General features: G+C 68.1%; 15 protein-coding genes. 12 read left to right on the plus strand and 3 right to left on the minus strand.

Annotated features, from left to right (window positions below; genetic code table 11):
• Positions 1–6: 6 nt before the first annotated feature.
• The 8 genes from ACFVWT_RS15870 (at position 7) to ACFVWT_RS15905 (ending at position 10,585) form a co-directional block, all read left to right on the plus strand.
• Positions 7–597, plus strand: coding sequence for a hypothetical protein (locus ACFVWT_RS15870; protein ID WP_390249422.1), 591 nt, complete (start codon positions 7–9; stop codon positions 595–597).
• A 116-nt stretch (positions 598–713) separates the two neighbouring features.
• Entirely contained in the window at positions 714–1,604 is an 891-nt protein-coding gene (locus ACFVWT_RS15875; RefSeq protein ID WP_390249424.1) for a hypothetical protein, read from the plus strand.
• Positions 1,588–2,337 (plus strand): LamB/YcsF family protein, encoded by a 750-nt coding sequence (locus tag ACFVWT_RS15880; protein ID WP_390249426.1) that lies wholly within the window; start codon positions 1,588–1,590, stop codon positions 2,335–2,337. The genes ACFVWT_RS15875 and ACFVWT_RS15880 overlap by 17 nt, the downstream gene beginning before the upstream one ends.
• 176 nt (positions 2,338–2,513) lie before the next feature.
• A complete protein-coding gene (locus ACFVWT_RS15885) occupies positions 2,514–6,224 on the plus strand; it encodes a nitrate reductase subunit alpha (RefSeq protein WP_390249428.1) in 3,711 nt (1,236 codons plus the stop codon).
• Positions 6,224–7,915, plus strand: a complete 1,692-nt coding sequence (gene narH / locus ACFVWT_RS15890) for a nitrate reductase subunit beta (protein WP_390249431.1) — start codon at positions 6,224–6,226, stop codon at positions 7,913–7,915. The genes ACFVWT_RS15885 and narH overlap by 1 nt, the downstream gene beginning before the upstream one ends.
• Positions 7,912–8,532: a nitrate reductase molybdenum cofactor assembly chaperone gene (gene narJ, locus ACFVWT_RS15895; protein WP_390249434.1), complete on the plus strand. Its 621-nt coding sequence runs from the start codon at positions 7,912–7,914 to the stop codon at positions 8,530–8,532. The genes narH and narJ overlap by 4 nt, the downstream gene beginning before the upstream one ends.
• A gap of 2 nt (positions 8,533–8,534) precedes the next feature.
• Positions 8,535–9,362, plus strand: coding sequence for a respiratory nitrate reductase subunit gamma (narI, locus tag ACFVWT_RS15900; protein ID WP_390249436.1), 828 nt, complete (start codon positions 8,535–8,537; stop codon positions 9,360–9,362).
• On the plus strand, positions 9,362–10,585 hold the full coding sequence (locus tag ACFVWT_RS15905; protein WP_390249439.1) for a nitrate/nitrite transporter: 1,224 nt from the start codon (positions 9,362–9,364) through the stop codon (positions 10,583–10,585). Before narI ends, ACFVWT_RS15905 begins: the two co-directional genes overlap by 1 nt.
• A gap of 84 nt (positions 10,586–10,669) precedes the next feature.
• Here the strand turns inward: ACFVWT_RS15905 and ACFVWT_RS15910 are convergent, their stop codons facing one another.
• Complete coding sequence (locus ACFVWT_RS15910; RefSeq protein WP_390249819.1) at positions 10,670–11,875, minus strand: DUF445 domain-containing protein; 1,206 nt, start codon at positions 11,873–11,875, stop codon at positions 10,670–10,672.
• A 191-nt stretch (positions 11,876–12,066) separates the two neighbouring features.
• On the opposite strand from ACFVWT_RS15910, the gene ACFVWT_RS15915 reads away from it, so the two are divergent.
• The gene (locus ACFVWT_RS15915) at positions 12,067–12,966 is read left to right on the plus strand and encodes a glycerophosphodiester phosphodiesterase family protein (protein WP_390249441.1); all 900 of its coding nucleotides are present in this window, start codon (positions 12,067–12,069) and stop codon (positions 12,964–12,966) included.
• A 74-nt stretch (positions 12,967–13,040) separates the two neighbouring features.
• On the opposite strand, the gene ACFVWT_RS15920 is transcribed toward ACFVWT_RS15915, so the two are convergent.
• Together ACFVWT_RS15920 and ACFVWT_RS15925 are read right to left on the minus strand one after the other, a co-directional pair.
• On the minus strand, positions 13,041–14,678 hold the full coding sequence (locus ACFVWT_RS15920; protein ID WP_390249443.1) for an ABC transporter permease: 1,638 nt from the start codon (positions 14,676–14,678) through the stop codon (positions 13,041–13,043).
• A complete protein-coding gene (locus ACFVWT_RS15925; protein WP_390249445.1) occupies positions 14,675–15,583 on the minus strand; it encodes an ATP-binding cassette domain-containing protein in 909 nt (302 codons plus the stop codon). Before ACFVWT_RS15925 ends, ACFVWT_RS15920 begins: the two co-directional genes overlap by 4 nt.
• A gap of 88 nt (positions 15,584–15,671) precedes the next feature.
• On the opposite strand from ACFVWT_RS15925, the gene ACFVWT_RS15930 reads away from it, so the two are divergent.
• The 3 genes from ACFVWT_RS15930 to ACFVWT_RS15940 are packed head-to-tail and all read left to right on the plus strand — an operon-like array spanning position 15,672 to position 17,247.
• Positions 15,672–16,166 (plus strand): hypothetical protein, encoded by a 495-nt coding sequence (locus ACFVWT_RS15930; RefSeq protein ID WP_390249447.1) that lies wholly within the window; start codon positions 15,672–15,674, stop codon positions 16,164–16,166.
• Entirely contained in the window at positions 16,163–16,939 is a 777-nt protein-coding gene (locus ACFVWT_RS15935) for an AzlC family ABC transporter permease (protein ID WP_390249449.1), read from the plus strand. The genes ACFVWT_RS15930 and ACFVWT_RS15935 overlap by 4 nt, the downstream gene beginning before the upstream one ends.
• A complete protein-coding gene (locus ACFVWT_RS15940) occupies positions 16,936–17,247 on the plus strand; it encodes an AzlD domain-containing protein (protein WP_390249451.1) in 312 nt (103 codons plus the stop codon). The genes ACFVWT_RS15935 and ACFVWT_RS15940 overlap by 4 nt, the downstream gene beginning before the upstream one ends.
• Positions 17,248–17,289: the final 42 nt, after the last annotated feature.

A 17,289-nucleotide genomic window follows, 5' to 3' on the forward strand; every position in this document is an offset into this window, starting at 1 on the left:
CAACCCATGGGGAACAGTCCGGCAGGCACCTGGCGCCGCAGCATGGCATTCATCGGCAGCAACCCGGGACTTGCCCTGCATCCGGTGGACCGCCACGGCGTCCACATCCCCGGAGAACCCGCCAGCTGCTTCGCCTCCTTCTGGATTGCCGAATGGTCCAAATGGGGCACTGGAAACGCCCTGCTGATCGCCACCCGCCAGGGCTGGCGCAGCTACGGTTCCAACGGCTACTTCGCCGAGACCCTGGCCAATGAACTGACCCGCTACTTTCCGGAAGCAGCCCGGTTCCCGCTGGCCGAAATCACTCACACCCAGGACGAGTTCGACGTCGAACTCGACATAGAGCGCGGCTTCCGGGCCGTCGGAGGCAAGGCGGAGCTGGAAATCAGCGGCATCCTGGACCGCCGCCAGTTCCTGGCGCCCGATTTCCAGCTCGGCGGGAGCAGCGCGGCACTGAGCAACGTATACCTGCCATGCAGCACGGGGCGGTTGTCGGAGTTCGGGGTGGAATGGCCCGGTGCGCCCACGGTGTATCCCGGACCCCGGGGTCCGTCGTCGTCCGCGTATGTTGCGGTGGCCGAGTCATGGGCCATGTAGCAAGGTGGCTTAGTGTTAAGGATGAGTGGCAGCCGCGAGCTGTCCCCGCACGGAGTGACCACGGTTGCCAACCACGGTTGCACCGGCGGCTTGTTCCGGATCCAGGAAAGGTGACGATGGCCATGCGGAAAAAACCGGCAATGAGAATTGCACAAAAGACCGCGCACAAGGCGGTGTTCGACTCCGAGGGAAAGCCAAAGCCCGGGTTGCACAACATGATGCTGCGCGCGGTCGAAATCCAGCGCCCGCTGGTGCTCGCCAACCTGCGGCGGCTCCAGCGCAGGCACCCGCGTGCCACGGCCGCGCAGCTGGCTGACAAGCTGGAACGCGACTACCTGCTGGCCGTGACCGGAGGCGGCGCACTGGTGGGCGGTTCCGCCGTCATCCCCGGCGTCGGCACCGTCGCCGCGCTGGGACTCTCGGCCGCTGCCACCGTCGGTTTCCTGGAAGCCACCGCCCTGTACGCAACGTCCCTGGCCGAGCTGCACGGCATCCGCATGGTCGACCCCGAAAAAGCCGGCCTCATGGTCATGGCCATCATGCTGGGCGAAGAAGGCACTGCCCTCCTCGGAAGCCTCAGCGGCCAGGCCGCGGGCCGCAGCAAGGGTCCCACCGACGCCTGGGGTTCCGTGTTCGCCCGCAAGACGTCCTTCCCCGGCTTCGGTTCGGTGCGGGACCGGATCCAGCGTGCGTTCCTCCGCAACCTCCTGCAGCGGCAGGGAACCGCACTCCTGGGCCGGGCACTGCCGTTCGGCGTCGGAGCCGTGGTGGGCGGCGTGGGCAACCGCGTGATGGGACGCGCCGTCGTCGCAAGCGCCAAGGAGGCCTTTGGGCCCATGCCGGACACGATTCCCGGCGAACTGGCTGCCGGCACGCCCGGCAGTGGCACAACCGGCAGCAGGGCCGCTGGCCCGGCCGCCCTTGACTCCGCCGCGGGGAACTTCGCCGCGGACACCCCCGGTGGGGACTCAACTTTGAAAGGCGGATTCATTGGATCTGAACGCTGACCTGGGGGAGTCCTTCGGCTCCTGGACCATGGGGGACGACGCCGCCATGTTCCCGCTCATCACCAGCGCCAGCGTGGCCTGCGGGCTGCACGCCGGGGACCCCGTCACCATGCTGGACACCTGCCGGGCGGCCTATGAGCTGGACGTCCGCGTGGGCGCCCACGTTGGCTACCCGGATCTCCCCGGCTTTGGCCTGCGGTCCATCGACATGACCTTCGACGACCTTTTCGGCGCCGTGCTGTACCAGCTCGGCGCGCTCGACGGCGTGGCGCACGCCGTGGGGGCGTCCGTGGACTTCGTCAAGGCCCACGGCGCACTGTATGACCGCACGGTGCAGGACGCCGAGCAGGCCGCCGCCGTGATCGCCGCCGTCCAGGCCTACGATCCCGGGCTGCCCATCCTGGGCCAGCAGGGGTCCGCGCTCCTGTCCGCCGCCGCGGAAGCCGGGCACCCCGTGTTCAACGAGGCATTCGCTGACCGCGCCTACTTCCCGGACGGAACACTGGTGCCTCGCTCCCAGGAAGGAGCGCTGCTGGAGGACGCCGGACAGATTGCCGAACGTGCCGTCCGCCTCGCCGTGCACGGTGAGGTGGAGGCCGTGGACGGGACCGTGATCAGGCTCCAGCCGCATTCGCTGTGCCTGCACGGCGACACTCCGGGCTCGGTGGAAACGGCAACCGCCGTGCGCAAAGCACTGGAAGCAGCCGGCGTGGAGATCGAACCCTTCGCCTGACCCTAACCCCCCGCTCCTCTGAGGAAACCCCGCTCCTCTGAGCAAACCTATGAGCGCGAACGGACACTTGAGGCCCTTCTGAAGGGTGCTTAAGTGTCCGTTCGCGCTCAGAGTGGCGCGTGGCCAGTGCCGTTCGACCCTATCGGGCGCTTGAACCTGCCACCTAGCTTGAGGGCATGGCTTCCGGACCCCATGCGGGGTTAGATGGACCCGCATCAGATGCAATGTTGAAGCTGGGCCGATTCTTCACGAAATGGGACCAGACCGACGACGGCAGGGCGGTGTTCAGGGAGGGCGGCCGCAAGGGCGACATCTTCTACCGCGACCGGTGGAGCCACGACAAAGTGGTCCGCTCCACGCACGGGGTGAACTGCACCGGCTCCTGTTCCTGGAAGGTGTACGTCAAGGACGGCATCATCACCTGGGAATCCCAGCAGACTGACTATCCCTCGGTGGGTCCTGACAGCCCGGAGTACGAACCCAGGGGCTGTCCGCGAGGGGCGGCCTTTTCCTGGTATACCTACTCACCCACCCGGGTCCGGTTCCCTTACGCCCGCGGCGTCCTCGTGGAGATGTACCGCGAGGCCAAGGCCCGCCTGGGCGACCCGGTGCTGGCCTTCGCCGAGATCGCGGCGGACCCCGAGCGCCGCCGCCGCTACCAGCAGGCGCGCGGCAAGGGCGGCCTGGTCCGTGTCTCCTGGCAGGAAGCCATCGAGATCGCGGCCGCCGCCCACGTGAACACGATCAAGACCTACGGCCCGGACCGCTGCGCCGGCTTCTCGCCCATCCCTGCGATGTCCATGGTCTCGCACGCCGTGGGAACCCGCTTCATCCAGCTGATCGGCGGGGTGATGACGTCCTTCTACGACTGGTACGCGGACCTGCCCGTGGCCAGCCCGCAGGTGTTCGGGGACCAGACCGACGTCCCGGAATCCGGGGACTGGTGGGACGCCCGGTACCTCATGATGTGGGGTTCCAACGTCCCGGTCACCCGGACCCCGGACGCGCACTGGATGGCCGAGGTCCGCTACCGCGGCACCAAGGTGGTCACGGTCAGCCCGGATTACGCGGACAACACCAAGTTCGCCGACGAATGGCTCCCCGCCCAGGCCGGGACGGACGCCGCGCTGGCCATGGCCATGGGACACGTCATGCTCAAGGAATTCTTCGTGGACCGCGAAGTCCCCTTTTTCTCCGACTACGTCCGGCAGTACACGGACCTTCCGTTCCTGGTCCGGCTGGTGACGAACGACGACGGCGCGCTGACGCCGTCGAAGTTCCTTACCGCCAAGGACCTCCCCGCCGAAGCCGGGGCCGAGGACGCTGCGTTCCGCACCGTGCTGTTCGACAAGAAGACCGGACGGACCGCCGTGCCCAACGGCTCGATGGGCTTCCGTTATTCGGACAGCGGCGAGGGTAAGTGGAACCTGGACCTCGAAGGGATCGAGCCCGCGCTGTCGCTGCGCGAGGTGTCCGGGGACAGCGCTGAGATCCTGCTTCCGTGCTTCGAGGACGCCGGCGGCGCGGGAAGCGTACTGCGCCGCGGCGTGCCCGTCATCGAGGTGGAAGGGCAGCTGGTCACCACCGTGTTCGACCTGATGCTGGCCCAGTACGGCGTGGGCCGGGACGGGCTCCCGGGGGAGTGGGCCACCGGCTACGACGACGCGTCCACGCCCTATACCCCGGCCTGGCAGGAGGAGATCACCAGCGTCCCCGCGCAGGCCTGCATCCGGGTGGCGCGGGAGTTCGCCCGGAACGCCGAGCAGTCCAGGGGCCGGTCCATGATCATCATGGGCGCCGGGATCTGCCAGTGGTTCCACGGCGACACCACCTACCGTGCCGTGCTGGCGCTGGTGATGCTGACAGGCTGCATGGGACGCAACGGAGGCGGCTGGGCGCATTACGTGGGGCAGGAAAAGACCCGCCCGGCCACCGGCTGGGTCTCGCTGGCCAACGCCCTGGACTGGTCACGGCCGCCGCGGACCATGATCGGCACCGGCTACTGGTACATGCACACGGACCAGTGGCGGCAGGACGGCTACTCCGCGGACGCGCTGAAGTCACCGCTGTCCACCGGGGCCCTGGACGGCATGCACACCGCGGATGCGCTGGCCCAGTCGGCCCGGCTGGGCTGGATGCCGTTCTACCCGCAGTTCGACCGCAACCCGCTGGACCTCGCCGACGAGGCGGAGGCCGCCGTCGCCGCCGGAACCGCGGAAGACACCCCCAGCTACATCGCGGACGCTCTCAAGAACCGCACCCTGAACCCGGCAATCGAGGATGTCGACGCCCCGGAGAACTGGCCGCGGACGCTGGTGCTGTGGCGCTCCAACCTGTTCGGCTCCTCGGCCAAGGGCAACGAGTACTTCCTGCGGAACCTGCTGGGCACGCACAATAACGTCCTGGGCAAGGACCACGCCGAAGGGCTCAAGCCCCGGGACGTGAAATGGCACGAGCACGCGCCGGAAGGAAAGCTGGACCTGCTGGTGTCAGCCGACTTCCGGATGACCTCCACCACGCTGCTCTCCGACGTCGTGTTCCCGGCAGCCACTTGGTATGAGAAGCATGACCTGTCCTCCACGGACATGCACCCGTTTGTGCACGCCTTCACGCCGGCGATCGACCCGCCGTGGGAAACCAAGACCGACTTCGACATGTTCCACCTGCTGGCCCGGGAGTTCTCCCGGCAGGCCAAGACCCACCTGGGCGTTCGCCGGGACCTGGTCAGCGTGCCGCTGCAGCACGACACCCCGGGCCAGCTCGCCCAGCCCGGCGGGATCGTGCGGGACTGGCGTGACACCTCCATCCCCGCGGTGCCCGGGCAGAACATGCCCGTCTTCGCCGTAGTGGAGCGGGACTACACGGCCATCGCGGACAAGCTCGCCGCCGTCGGGCCGTTGGCTGACAAACTGGGCTTCACGGTCAAGAACGTCACCTACAGGCTCGCCGGCCCGTTGGAGCGGCTCAGCCGTTCCAACGGCGTGATGCTCGGCGGCGCGGCGGACGGCCGGCCGGCGATCGACACCGACGCGAAAATGGCCGAGGCCATCCTGGCCTTCTCCGGCACCACCAACGGCGCGCTGTCCGTGCAGGGCTTCAAGGACCTGGAAGTCCGCACCGGCCGGAAACTGGCGGACCTGTCCGAGGGCTCCGAGGAAAAGTTCATCACCTTCGCCCAGACCCAGGCCGGCCCGGTCCCCGTAATCACCTCGCCGGAATGGTCCGGCTCCGAGACGGGCGGCCGGCGTTACGCCCCGTTCACCATCAATGTGGAGCGTCTCAAGCCTTGGCACACCCTGACCGGGCGGATGCATTTCTTCCTGGACCACGACTGGATGATCGACATCGGCGAGGCCCTGCCGATCTACCGGCCGCCGCTGGACATGCACCGGCTCTTCGGAGAACCCAAACTCGGCCGGGACGGGGCCATGGAGGTGGTGGTCCGGTACCTTACCCCGCACTCAAAATGGTCCATCCACTCCGAATACCAGGACAACCTGCTGATGCTCTCGCTCTCCCGCGGCGGGCCCACGGTCTGGATGAGCCCTGCCGACGCCGACGCGATCCAGGTCAAGGACAACGACTGGGTGGAGTGCCTGAACATCAACGGGGTCCTGGTGGCCCGCGCGATCGTCAGCCACCGGATGCCGGCCGGCGTGGTCTACGTCCACCACGCCCAGGAACGCACCATCGACGTGCCGAAGTCGGAAGCCACGGGAAGGCGTGGCGGCATCCACAACTCGGTGACCCGGCTGCTGGTCAAACCGTCGCACCTGATCGGCGGCTACGCACAGCTGGCCTACGCGTTCAACTACCTCGGCCCCACCGGTAACCAGCGCGACATGGTTGCCACCGTCCGCCGTCGTTCCCAGGAGGTGCAGTACTGATGCGAGTCATGGCTCAAATGGGCATGGTCATGAACCTGGACAAATGCATCGGCTGCCACACCTGTTCCGTGACCTGCAAGCAGGCCTGGACCAACCGTGCGGGCACCGAGTACGTCTGGTTCAACAACGTGGAAACCCGGCCCGGCCAGGGCTACCCGCGCCGCTACGAGGACCAGGAGCGGTGGCACGGGGGCTGGGTGCTGAACAAGCGCGGCAAGCTGGTGCTCAAGGCCGGCGGCCGGGTGAAGAAGCTCCTGGGGATCTTCGCCAGCCCCGTCCAGCCTGAGCTCAAGGACTACTACGAGCCGTGGACCTACGACTACAAGACCCTCGTGGACGCGCCGCTGGGCGACGACTTCCCGGTGGCCCGGCCCAAGTCCCTGATCACCGGCAAGGACACGAAGATCACCTGGTCCGCGAACTGGGACGACGACCTGGGCGGATCCGTCGAAAACGGCCACCTGGACCCCATCGTGGAGAAGGTCCGGCGCGAGTCCGAGGACAAGATCAAGTTCGCCTACGAGCAGACCTTCATGTTCTACCTGCCGCGGATCTGCGAGCACTGCCTGAACCCGTCCTGCATGGCCTCCTGCCCCTCCGGCGCGATCTACAAGCGCGTGGAGGACGGGATCGTCCTGGTGGACCAGGACAAATGCCGCGGCTGGCGGCAGTGCGTCACCGGCTGCCCGTACAAGAAGATCTACTTCAACCACAAGACCGGCAAGGCCGAGAAGTGCACCTTCTGTTACCCGCGGGTGGAGGTGGGGCTGCCGACGGTCTGCTCGGAGACCTGCGTGGGCCGGCTGCGGTACCTGGGGCTGTTCCTGTACGACGCCGACGCCGTCACCGCGGCGGCGGCCGTCACCGACCCGAAGGAACTCTACGACGCCCAGATGGACGTGCTCCTGGACCCCAACGACCCCGCCGTCCAGGCCGACGCGCGGGCCCAGGGCATCCCGGAAGACTGGATCGACGCCGCCCGGCGCTCGCCCGTGTACGCCCTGGCCAAGGTCTACAAGGTCGCCCTGCCGCTGCATCCGGAATACCGCACCATGCCGATGGTCTGGTACGTGCCGCCGCTGTCGCCTGTGGTGGACCTCCTGCGGGACCAGGGGCACGACGGCGAGGATACCGGCAACCTGTTCGGCGCCATTGACGCGCTGCGCATCCCGGTGGAATACCTCGCGGAACTCTTCACCGCCGGGGACGCCGACCGGGTCACCGCCGTCCTGAAGAAGCTCGCTGCCATGCGTTCCTACATGCGCGGCATCAGCCTGGGCAACGACCCCGACGACTCCATTCCCGAGGCCGTGGGCATGGACGGGCAGACGATGTACGAGATGTACCGGCTGATGGCGATCGCAAAGTACGACGAGCGCTACGTGATTCCCAAGGCGCACGTGGAGCAGGCCCATGACCTGGAGGAGATGGGCTGCTCGCTGGACTTCGACGGCGGCCCCGGCATGCAGGATTCCTCCCCGTTCGGCGAGGCCAGCGGCCGGCCCGTTCCGGTAGCGGTGGAAACTTTCAACGCCCTGAAGGACCGCCAGACATCCGAGTCCGCGCCCGGGGAAACGACCCTCCGGGGAAGGGTGAACCTGCTCAACTGGGACGGCACAGGCGCGCCGCCGGGACTCTTCCCGGAAAAAGCGCTGTTGCCGGAAGAACACACTGCGGGGGAGAAGCCGTGAGCCGGCGCCAGCAGGTGGTCTACCTCGCGGCTGCCTGGTGCCTGTCCTATCCGGATGAGGAACTGACCGGCAGGGTGCCGCTCATGCGGGACGCCCTGGGCGAGTTCCCGGGGGCCGTGGCTGACTTCGACGGGGTGCTGGAGCTGCTGGAATCCACGCCCCTCATGGAAGCGCAGGCCCACTACGTTCGCGAATTCGACCTCGGAAAACGCCACGCCCTTCACCTCAGCTACTGGACGGACGGGGACACCCGCCGACGCGGCGAGGTGCTGGGCAACTTTAAGAAGACGTACCGGCAAAGTGACATCCTGGTGGACACCCACGGCGAACTGCCCGACTACCTGCCGATGGTGCTGGAATTCGCCGCGGTGGTGGACCTGGCGGCGGGACGGGAACTGCTGACCCGTTTCCGCGCGAGCCTGGAGATGCTCCGATTCGGGCTGCTGCGGGACGATCTGCCGCACGCCCGGATCCTGCAGGCCGTCTGCGCCACCCTGCCGGGAAAGTCACCCGCGGACGAGCAGGCCGTGATGCGGATGGCCGGCTACGGTCCGCCCACCGAAGCCGTTGGCCTGGACCCTTACGATCCCCGACTCCTGCCCGTGAAGGGGGCCTGACCATGCCGGCATTCGAAGTTGAGCCCGGAGCCGCCGTCGAAATCTCCGCACTGGACACTGTGCTCTGGGGCGTCCTGCCGTACGTCATGGTGGTGGTACTGGTGGGCGGCCTGGTATGGCGGTACAAGTATGACCAGTTCGGCTGGACCACCAGGTCCTCGCAGCTGTACGAATCGAAGCTGCTCAGGATAGCCTCGCCACTGTTCCACTTCGGGCTGCTCGCCGTGATTGCCGGGCACTTCTTCGGCCTGGTGATCCCGATGGCGTGGACGCAGGCAGTGGGAATGAGCCAGGACTTCTACCACTTCAACGCGCTGTTTGTCGGCGGCATCGCGGGAGTGGGGACACTCGGCGGCATCATCCTGCTGATCTACCGGCGCCGCACCACCGGGCCCGTGTTCATGGCCACCACCACGAACGACAAGACCATGTACGTGGTGCTGACCGCTGCCATCGTGTTCGGCCTGTGGACCACCCTGGCCAGTGTTTTCGAGGGGGAGCACGGCCACAACTACCGCGAGACCGTGGCGCCCTGGTTCCGCTCGCTGTTCATCCTCCAGCCGGACGTCGCGGCCATGGCCGGGGCACCGTTCTCCTTCCACCTGCACACCCTGGTGGGGATGGCCCTGTTCGTCATCTGGCCGTTTACCCGGCTGGTCCACGCCTTCACCGCGCCCCTGCACTACCTCTTCCGCCCCTACATCGTCTACCGCTCGCGGGACCGGGACCGTCAAACCACGGGCGCAGCCACCCCAGGGACCACAGGCACGGCAGCCCGACGCGGCTGGTCCGCCGTCGGTACCCGCGACCGGGACACGAGGAACCGCTGATGGCCGGATCCGTGCTTCCCCCAACCTCCGCGCCCGCCGGCCAGACCCGGAACCTGATCCTGGCGACCGCGGCATCCGTGGCAGGCTTCTGGGCGTGGAACTCCGTGGCCACCCTCGGGGCCTTCTATACGCAGAACCTGCAACTCAACCCGGCCACCACGGGCGTCCTGGTCGCCATGCCGGTGTTCGTCGGCTCACTCGGGCGGATCGTCGTCGGCACCCTGACGGACAAGTACGGCGGCCGGGCAATGTTCACCTTCGTGCTGCTCGCCTCCATCCTGCCGATCCTGCTCGTGTCCCTCGGCGGCACCTTGCGCTCCTTCCCGCTGGTGCTGGGCGCCGGCCTGCTGCTCGGCGTCGCCGGTACCGTGTTCGCCGTCGGAATCCCGTTCGTCAGTGCTTGGTACCAGCCGTCCCGGCGTGGCTTCGCCACCGGCGTTTTTGGTGCCGGCATGGGCGGAACGGCGCTGGCCGCCTTCCTGAATCCCCGGCTCGTCGCCGGAATCGGATACTTCCCCACGCACCTGCTGATCGCCGGAGTCCTCGCCGTGATGGCGGCCCTGGTCTGGTTCCTGATGAAGGAATCCCCGGGCTGGACCCGCAGCAATGCGCCCGTGCTGCCCAAGCTCCTGGACGCCGCCAGGACTCCGATCACGTGGAAGATGTGCTTCCTCTACGCCGTGGTCTTCGGCGGCTTCGTCTCGTTTGCCACCTACCTCCCCACCTACCTGCGGGACGTGTACAGCTTCGATCCCAGCGGCGCCGGCGCCCGCACGGCAGGGTTCGCCTTGGCGGCCGTGCTGGCGCGCCCGGTGGGCGGTGTGCTCGCGGACAAGCTCGGGCCCAAGCCGGTGGTGATTACCTCGCTCACCGCCGTCGCCGTCCTCGCCTGGGTGGTGAACCTGCAGCCCGACGGCGAGGTCCCGGCCGGCCTGACCTTCGTCGCCATAGCGGCGGCCCTGGGACTGGGGACGGGCGGGGTGTTCGCCTGGGTGGGCGTTCTTGCACCGCACGGGAAAGTGGGCAGCATCAGTGGGGTGGTGAGTGCGGCCGGCGGCCTGGGCGGCTACTTTCCGCCCCTGGTGATGGGCGCGACGTACGACGCCGCCACGCACAGCTATTCGATCGGCCTGCTCCTGTTGGTGGTCACGGCGATCGTGGCACTGGCCTTCACGGTATTCGCCGTGCAGGGCCGGGCCAGGACAAAGGCCGTGCCTGCGTAGCGTCGCTCCCACTCGAGCGCGAACGGACACTTGCGGCCCTTCGGAAGGGTGCTCAAGTGTCCGTTCGCGCTCAGGGGGTGGGGGTCAGCCGAAGGCCAGGTGCGCCACCGTGAAGATCGCCAGCCCGGCCAGGGCGCCCACCACGGTGCCGTTGATCCGGATGAACTGCAGGTCCTTGCCCACCTGCAGCTCGATCTTCTGGGAGGTTTCCTCGGCATCCCAGCGTGCCACCGTATCCGTGATCACGCCTGCAATGTCCGAGCGGTACGTCTTCACGAGGTAGCCGGCGGCGTCCCCGATCCACGCGTTGACCTTGCCCGCCAGTTCGGGGTCCACCACCAGGCGGGTGCCGAAGTCGTGCACGGCCGCCTTGAACTTGACGGTCAGTTCGCTGTGCGGATCGTCGACGGCGCCAAGCAGTGCCGCTTTGATGGTGCCCCAGGTGCGGGACGCGAGTTCCCGTACCTCGGGATCCCCCAGCACCTGGGCCTTGATGCCTTCGGCCCGGGCGATCATCACCGGGTCGTGCTGCAGGTCCTTCGCGAGCGAGGAAAGGTAGGTGTCGATGGACTGCCGCACCTGGTGCTGCGGGTCGGCCTGCACGGCCTTGGTGAACTTGAGGATTTCCACGTACACCTTGTCGCCCACCAGCCCGTCCACGAACTGCGGAACCCACTGCGGGGACCGGTCCGAGACCAGCCTGCTAACGGTTTCATGGTTGTCCCGGACCCAGTCCACGGTGCGGTCAACCAGCAGGTCCACCAGGGTGTGATGGTGCCCGTCGGCGAAGATCCGCTCGGCGAGCCTGCCCACCGGAGGCCCCCACGGCGGAGTGAGCAGGTGCTTGCGGACCATTGACTCGATCACTGCCTGGACGTCGTCGTCGTTCAATACCTTGAACGCGCCGCGGATGACGGCGGCGCCCTCCTTGGCCACGCGCTCGGCGCCGCCAGGCCCGGACAACCACGCGCCGGCCTTCCGGGCGATGTCCACCGAGGCGAGTTTTTCCTGCACGACCTGTTCGGACAGGAAATTCGTCTCCACGAACTCGCCCAGCGACGCCCCGATCTGGTCCTTGCGGCGCGGGATGATGGCCGTATGCGGGATCTTGATCCCCATGGGGTACTTGAACAGGGCGGTCACCGCGAACCAATCCGCCAGGGCGCCCACCATGCCGCCCTCGGCAGCGGCCCGCACGTATTCCAGCCACGGATACTGCTTCTGCAGGGCGAAGGCAACGACGAAAATCACCGCCATCACGATCAGCAGACCGAGCGCCAGGAGTTTCATTTTCCGCAGCGCGGCAGCTTTTTCGGCATCACTGCCGGGACGGGGAGGTGCGACGGCGGCACCGGAACCGGCGCCGGGTGCGCCGGCATCCGGGGGTCGGGTTGCAGCGGGACGGGTGGTTTGTTCACTGTTCACCTGCATGTGCCCAGCCTAGCCCCGCATCCGCCGCGGGTGTCCGCTAACGTGTCACCATGACTACCGACGAGTCCGTCTCCTCCCGGCCGCTGGTCTACGCCCACCGGGGAGCCAGCGCCGCCTTCGCCGAGCACACCCGGGCCGCCTACCTCCAGGCCATCGCGGACGGTGCCGACGGCGTGGAATGCGACGTCCACCTCAGCCGGGACCAGCACGTGGTCCTGCTGCATGACGCGAACCTGGACCGCACCTCGGACGGCACCGGCCCTGTGGCCGACCGGACCCTCGATGAACTGCGGCTGCTGGATTTTTCTTCGTGGAAGGGAGCCCGCATCCCCCTCGAATACGGCGGAAAGTCCGATCAGCTCCTGACGCTGCCGGAGCTTCTGGACATCCTCCGGGAGGCGGGCCGGGACATAGGGCTTGCCATTGAACTCAAGCACCCCAGCCCTTACCTGCTGCAGCTGGAGGACCGGGTGCTGGAGGTGCTGGAGTCCGAAGGCTGGGATCCCGCCACCTCGAAGGTGGACAACATCAGTGTCTCCTTCATGAGCTTCAGCCCGGACTCCGTGAAGCACCTCCTCAAGGTTGTTCCGGCCGAGTTCGTCTGCCAGTTGGTGGATGACGTCAACACGGAGGAAATCCGCGAGGAACTGGGCCTTGGAGTCATCACGGGCGGGGCATTGGCGAACGTGATGCGTGCTGCCCAGGTGGAAGGCGAACGGATCCTGAACGAGTGCGAAGTCCGGCTGGCCGGACCGGGCATCGACTACGTCCGCGAGCACGCCCGAACCGTGAAACGCTGGATGGATTCCGGCCGCAGGTTCAGGGTATGGACCGTGGACTCAGACCGGGACGTTGACCTGTGCCGGGAGCTGGGAATCCACGAGATCACTAGCAACCGGCCGGCGCAGGTGCTGGCCCGGCTGTCCGAAAGCAGGCACACCGTCAGCTGACGGCTCGCGCCTGCGCACCGTTCATCCTGCGCCGCCGCAGCGTTGCGCCGCAGCGTGCATGAGGCAGGGGCGCGTCAGGGGGCGAGGTCGCGGCGCCGCCAGCCGGCGAAGCCCAGCGCACCGAGTAGTGCCGCCGCCGCCATGAGGGCCACCAGCGCCGGGACCCCGTCGGCGTCCACCGGGAGCAGCGGGCTATGCCGGAACGGCGAGAGATCCATCAGCCATTCCGGGGCGTTCCAGAGCACTCCGAATTCACCCAGCGCAATCAGTCCCAGCAGGAGCACCCAGGCGGCCGCTGTCAGCCGGGGCGCCCAGCCGAACACAGCCAGTGCGGCACTCGTCAGCACCCAGGCCGCCGGAATCTGGGCCAGGGCAGCCACGGTGCACTTGGCCACGAGGTCGGCGTCGTTGACGGTGGCCGCGGCCCCGATACCGATGGAGACGCCGGTCAACAGTTGCAGCAGCCCGACGCCTGCCAGTGCCACGGCGTAGTGGCTGCCCGCCCAGCGGATGCGGGTGGTGGCGGTGCCCAGCAGGGCCTCGGTGTGCCCGGCCGATTCCTCGCTGCGGAGGTGGTTGGCGGCGGAGATGCCGTAGGCCGCCGCGAGGACCCCCATGATGCTGATCTCGGCGGCGAGGAACGCGTCGGTGAGTGCCTGCGGGCCGCCCAGCGCCCGCAGCAGGTCCTGGGCGCCCGGGGACGCCAGGAAGTCCGCCACGTTGCCGACGAGCGAACCAATCACCACCCCGAAGAGGGCAAAAGCCACAGCCCAGGCCACCAGGACGCGGTACTGCAGGCGCACGGCAAGGCCCAGGACGCCGGAGAGGTGTCCGCGCGCGGGGCCGGGCCGCTCATCCCGCAGCCCGGCACCGAGGTCGCGCCGGGCCCGCAGGAGGAAGGCGACAGGAACAAGGGCTGCGCAGAGGGCAAGAGGCAACGACAGCACCCACCAGTGGTCGCCGGCATAGGCCCGGATCTGCTGGTTCCACCCGATGGGCGAGAGCCAGGACCACATGGAGGGGCCGGGTTCGGCGAGATCGCCTACCGCGCGCAGCCCGTAGGTCACGGCAATGACGCCGATGCTGAATCCGGTGGCGGCCCGGGCGCTTGCCGTCACCTGCGCCGCCACCGCTGCCACGGTGCTGTAGGCCATTCCGGTGGCAGCCCAGCCCAGTCCGAAGGCCAGTGACCCGCTGCCGGGCAGGCCTCCGGCGGCGAGTGCGGCCGCCGAGAGCAGCCCGGTGAGGATGCTGGTGGCAAAGCTGATGGCCAGCGCGGACACCAGCGGCGCGTCGCGTCCAAGCCTTCCGCCGCCGAGGAGTTCCAGCCTCCCGCTTTCCTCATCCCCCCGTGTGTGCCGGATGGTGAGGATGGCCATGAGCACGGCCAGGATGGCGGTCATGAAAGCGGTGTATTTGATGAGGGACAGGGCGCCGAGCGAGGCCGGATCATAGATCCGCCCAAAGAGCGCAACCATTGACGCCGTGGCGTTCAAGGCGGTGGCGGCTGCCACCCGGCTGGGCTCATCCGGATACAGCTCGGCCCCGGCCGCCGCGGTCGAGTAGGCAATGAGGGCGAAGCCCAGGATCCATAGCGGCAACATCCAGCGGTCACGCCGGAGGGCGAGCCGGACCATAACGCCGGTGCCGGCCAGCGTGCCGGTCGTTGCGTGGCGGATCCTCACCGTGCCGGCCGTGGCGGTGCGGCTCACCGCCGTGCCGATTCGAGCGAGCCGGCCGGGCCGTAGTGGCGCAGGAACAGATCCTCCAGCGTGGGCGGCTGGCTGGTCAGTGCGTGCAGCCCCGCGGCCGTCACGGCCTGCAGGAACGGGCCCAGCCCTGCGGGCTCCACCTGGGCGCTCACCCGGTGGTTCGTCACCACAACGTCGTGGACGCCGGGCAGGAGATCCAGGCCGGCGGGCACGCGCGCGACGTCGGCCGTGACAGACGTGCGGGTCAGGTGCCGCAGCTGCTCGAGCGGGCCGGACTCCACGACCCTGCCCGCGCGGATGATGCTGACCCTGTCCGAGAGGGCCTCGGCCTCGCTCAGGATGTGGCTGCTGAGCAGGACCGTGCGGCCCTGGCCGCGCAGCTCACGCACGCACCCGCGGAAGGCGTCCTCCATCAGCGGGTCCAGCCCGCTGGTGGGCTCATCCAGGAGGAAGAGCTCGGCGTCGGTGGCCAGGGCGGCCACCAGGGCAACTTTTTGCCGGTTCCCCTTGGAATACGTGCGCGACTTCTTGGTGGGGTCGAGGTCGAATGTCTGCAGCAGCCGGTCCCTCCGGGTACGGTCCTGTCCGCCCTGGAGCCGTCCCAGCAGATCGATCACCTCGCCGCCGGTGAGGTTTGGCCAGAGGGCAACGTCCCCGGGCACATATGCCAGGCGGCGGTGCAGCGCGGCAACGTCCTGCCAGGGATCAAGGCCCAGCACGCGGATCGAGCCCGAGTTGGCACGCAGCATGCCGAGCAGAAGCCGCAGCGTGGTGGACTTGCCAGACCCGTTCGGACCCAGGAAGCCGTGAACCTCGCCTGCCGCCACGTTGAAGTCGAGCCCGTCGAGGGCACTTACCGTTCCAAAGCGCTTGACGACGCCGGTCATTTCCACCACGCTGCTCATGGACAACACGCTACGCCGCGCTGTGGCTCCTGACAGGGGCGGAAAGTCCCGTTTACCGGGCGGTCCGCAGCTGTGGTTGCATGGATCCATGCCAATCACCTGGTCCGCCCGGGCCACCCAGACCATCTCCGCGGCTGCCATGAGCGCCCTGTTGCTGGCCAGCGCCATGAAGCACTTCCGCGAGCCCGCGTTCTTCCACCAGGTGGTTCCGGAATTCCTGTGCCGTGACGATTCCGGCACCCGCCCCAACGGCCCGTGCGCCGTGATGACCCGCGATGAATGGGTGGCGGTCAGCGGGCTGATCGAGGCCGGTGCCGCCGTCGGACTCCTGGTCCCGGCCACCCGCAAAGCTGCCGCGGTGGGCATCACCGCGATGTTCACCGCGTTCCTTGCCGGGCACGTCGACGCCCTGCGCCGTGCCTATGGGCCGGCCGGAACGCCGGCGCAGCGGCAGGTGCACACGGCGCGCCTGCCGCTGCAGGTGCCGCTGATCATCTGGGCCTGGAGCCTGCGAAAGCCTGCCCCGCGGAGCCACACCCTGCGAAGGGCCGCCGGTGGGCCTGTTGCCGGCCTGCCCGCATGAAGCTGCTTCAATCCCCGGCCGTGCGTGTGGGGCTGTCCATCAGCATTGCCACCGGACTATACGGAATATCCTTCGGGGCGCTGGGCGTGACGTCCGGGCTGGACTTCTGGCAGACCATGGCGCTGAGCCTGCTGCTGTTCAGCGGCGGTTCGCAGTTTGCGTTCATCGGCGTGGTGGCAGGCGGCGGATCCGGAGTGGCCGCCATGGGCGCGGCCACACTCCTGGGCATGCGGAACGGCATCTACGGCATGCAGCTCAACGCCCTGCTGCAGCCGCGTGGCTGGCGCAAGTATGCCGCCGCCCACGTCACCATCGACGAATCAACCGCCACCAGCACCGGGCAGACTGACCCTGAGGAGCAGCAGCGCGGATTTTGGACGGCAGGCATCGGCATCTTCGTGCTGTGGAATGTGTTCACTGCCGTGGGGGCGCTGGCGGGCGCAGCCCTGGGGGATCCCAAACAATGGGGCCTCGACGGGGCCGCGGTGGCGGCCTTCCTGGGCCTTCTCTGGCCCCGGCTCAAGGGCCGCGAGCCGCTTGCGATCGCCGTCGTGTGCGCCCTGGCCACGGTGTTGGCGGTGCCGTTCGTGCCCGCGGGAGTTCCCATCCTGATAGCTGCTTTCGTGGCCGCGGCGATCGGCTGGTTCAGCCACGGACCGAGCGACGAAGGCCTGGAGCCTGATGTGGACCCCTATGCCGAACACCACCACGGGCAGCGGGACGAAGGCTCACACCCGCGGCGGCACCCCCACGCGGGAGGTGCCGCGACATGAATCTTTGGCTGTGGCTGTTGCTGGCCTGCCTCCTTGGCTACGCCTGGAAGCTTCTGGGCTATCTGGTCCCTGCGAGCCTCCTGCGCAACCCGCGGATGTCCCGGATCGCAGGCACCATGACTATCGGCCTGCTGGCATCGCTCACCATAGTTAACGCGGTGGCATCGGGCCAGGCGCTGGCTTTTGACGCCCGGATTGGCGCCCTGGCCGCAGCCGGAATTGCGCTGTGGTTCCGGGCGCCCTTCCTGGTGGTGGTCCTGGCCGGGGCTGGCGCCGCGGCCGGGCTCAGGTTGCTCGGCTGGAGTTAGGGATGGCCATTAGGCCCTAGTAGCGCCCTGCATGCTGTGGAA

Origin of the sequence: Arthrobacter sp. NPDC058288 (assembly GCF_042880995.1) — a bacterium.
Lineage (GTDB): Bacteria > Actinomycetota > Actinomycetes > Actinomycetales > Micrococcaceae > Arthrobacter.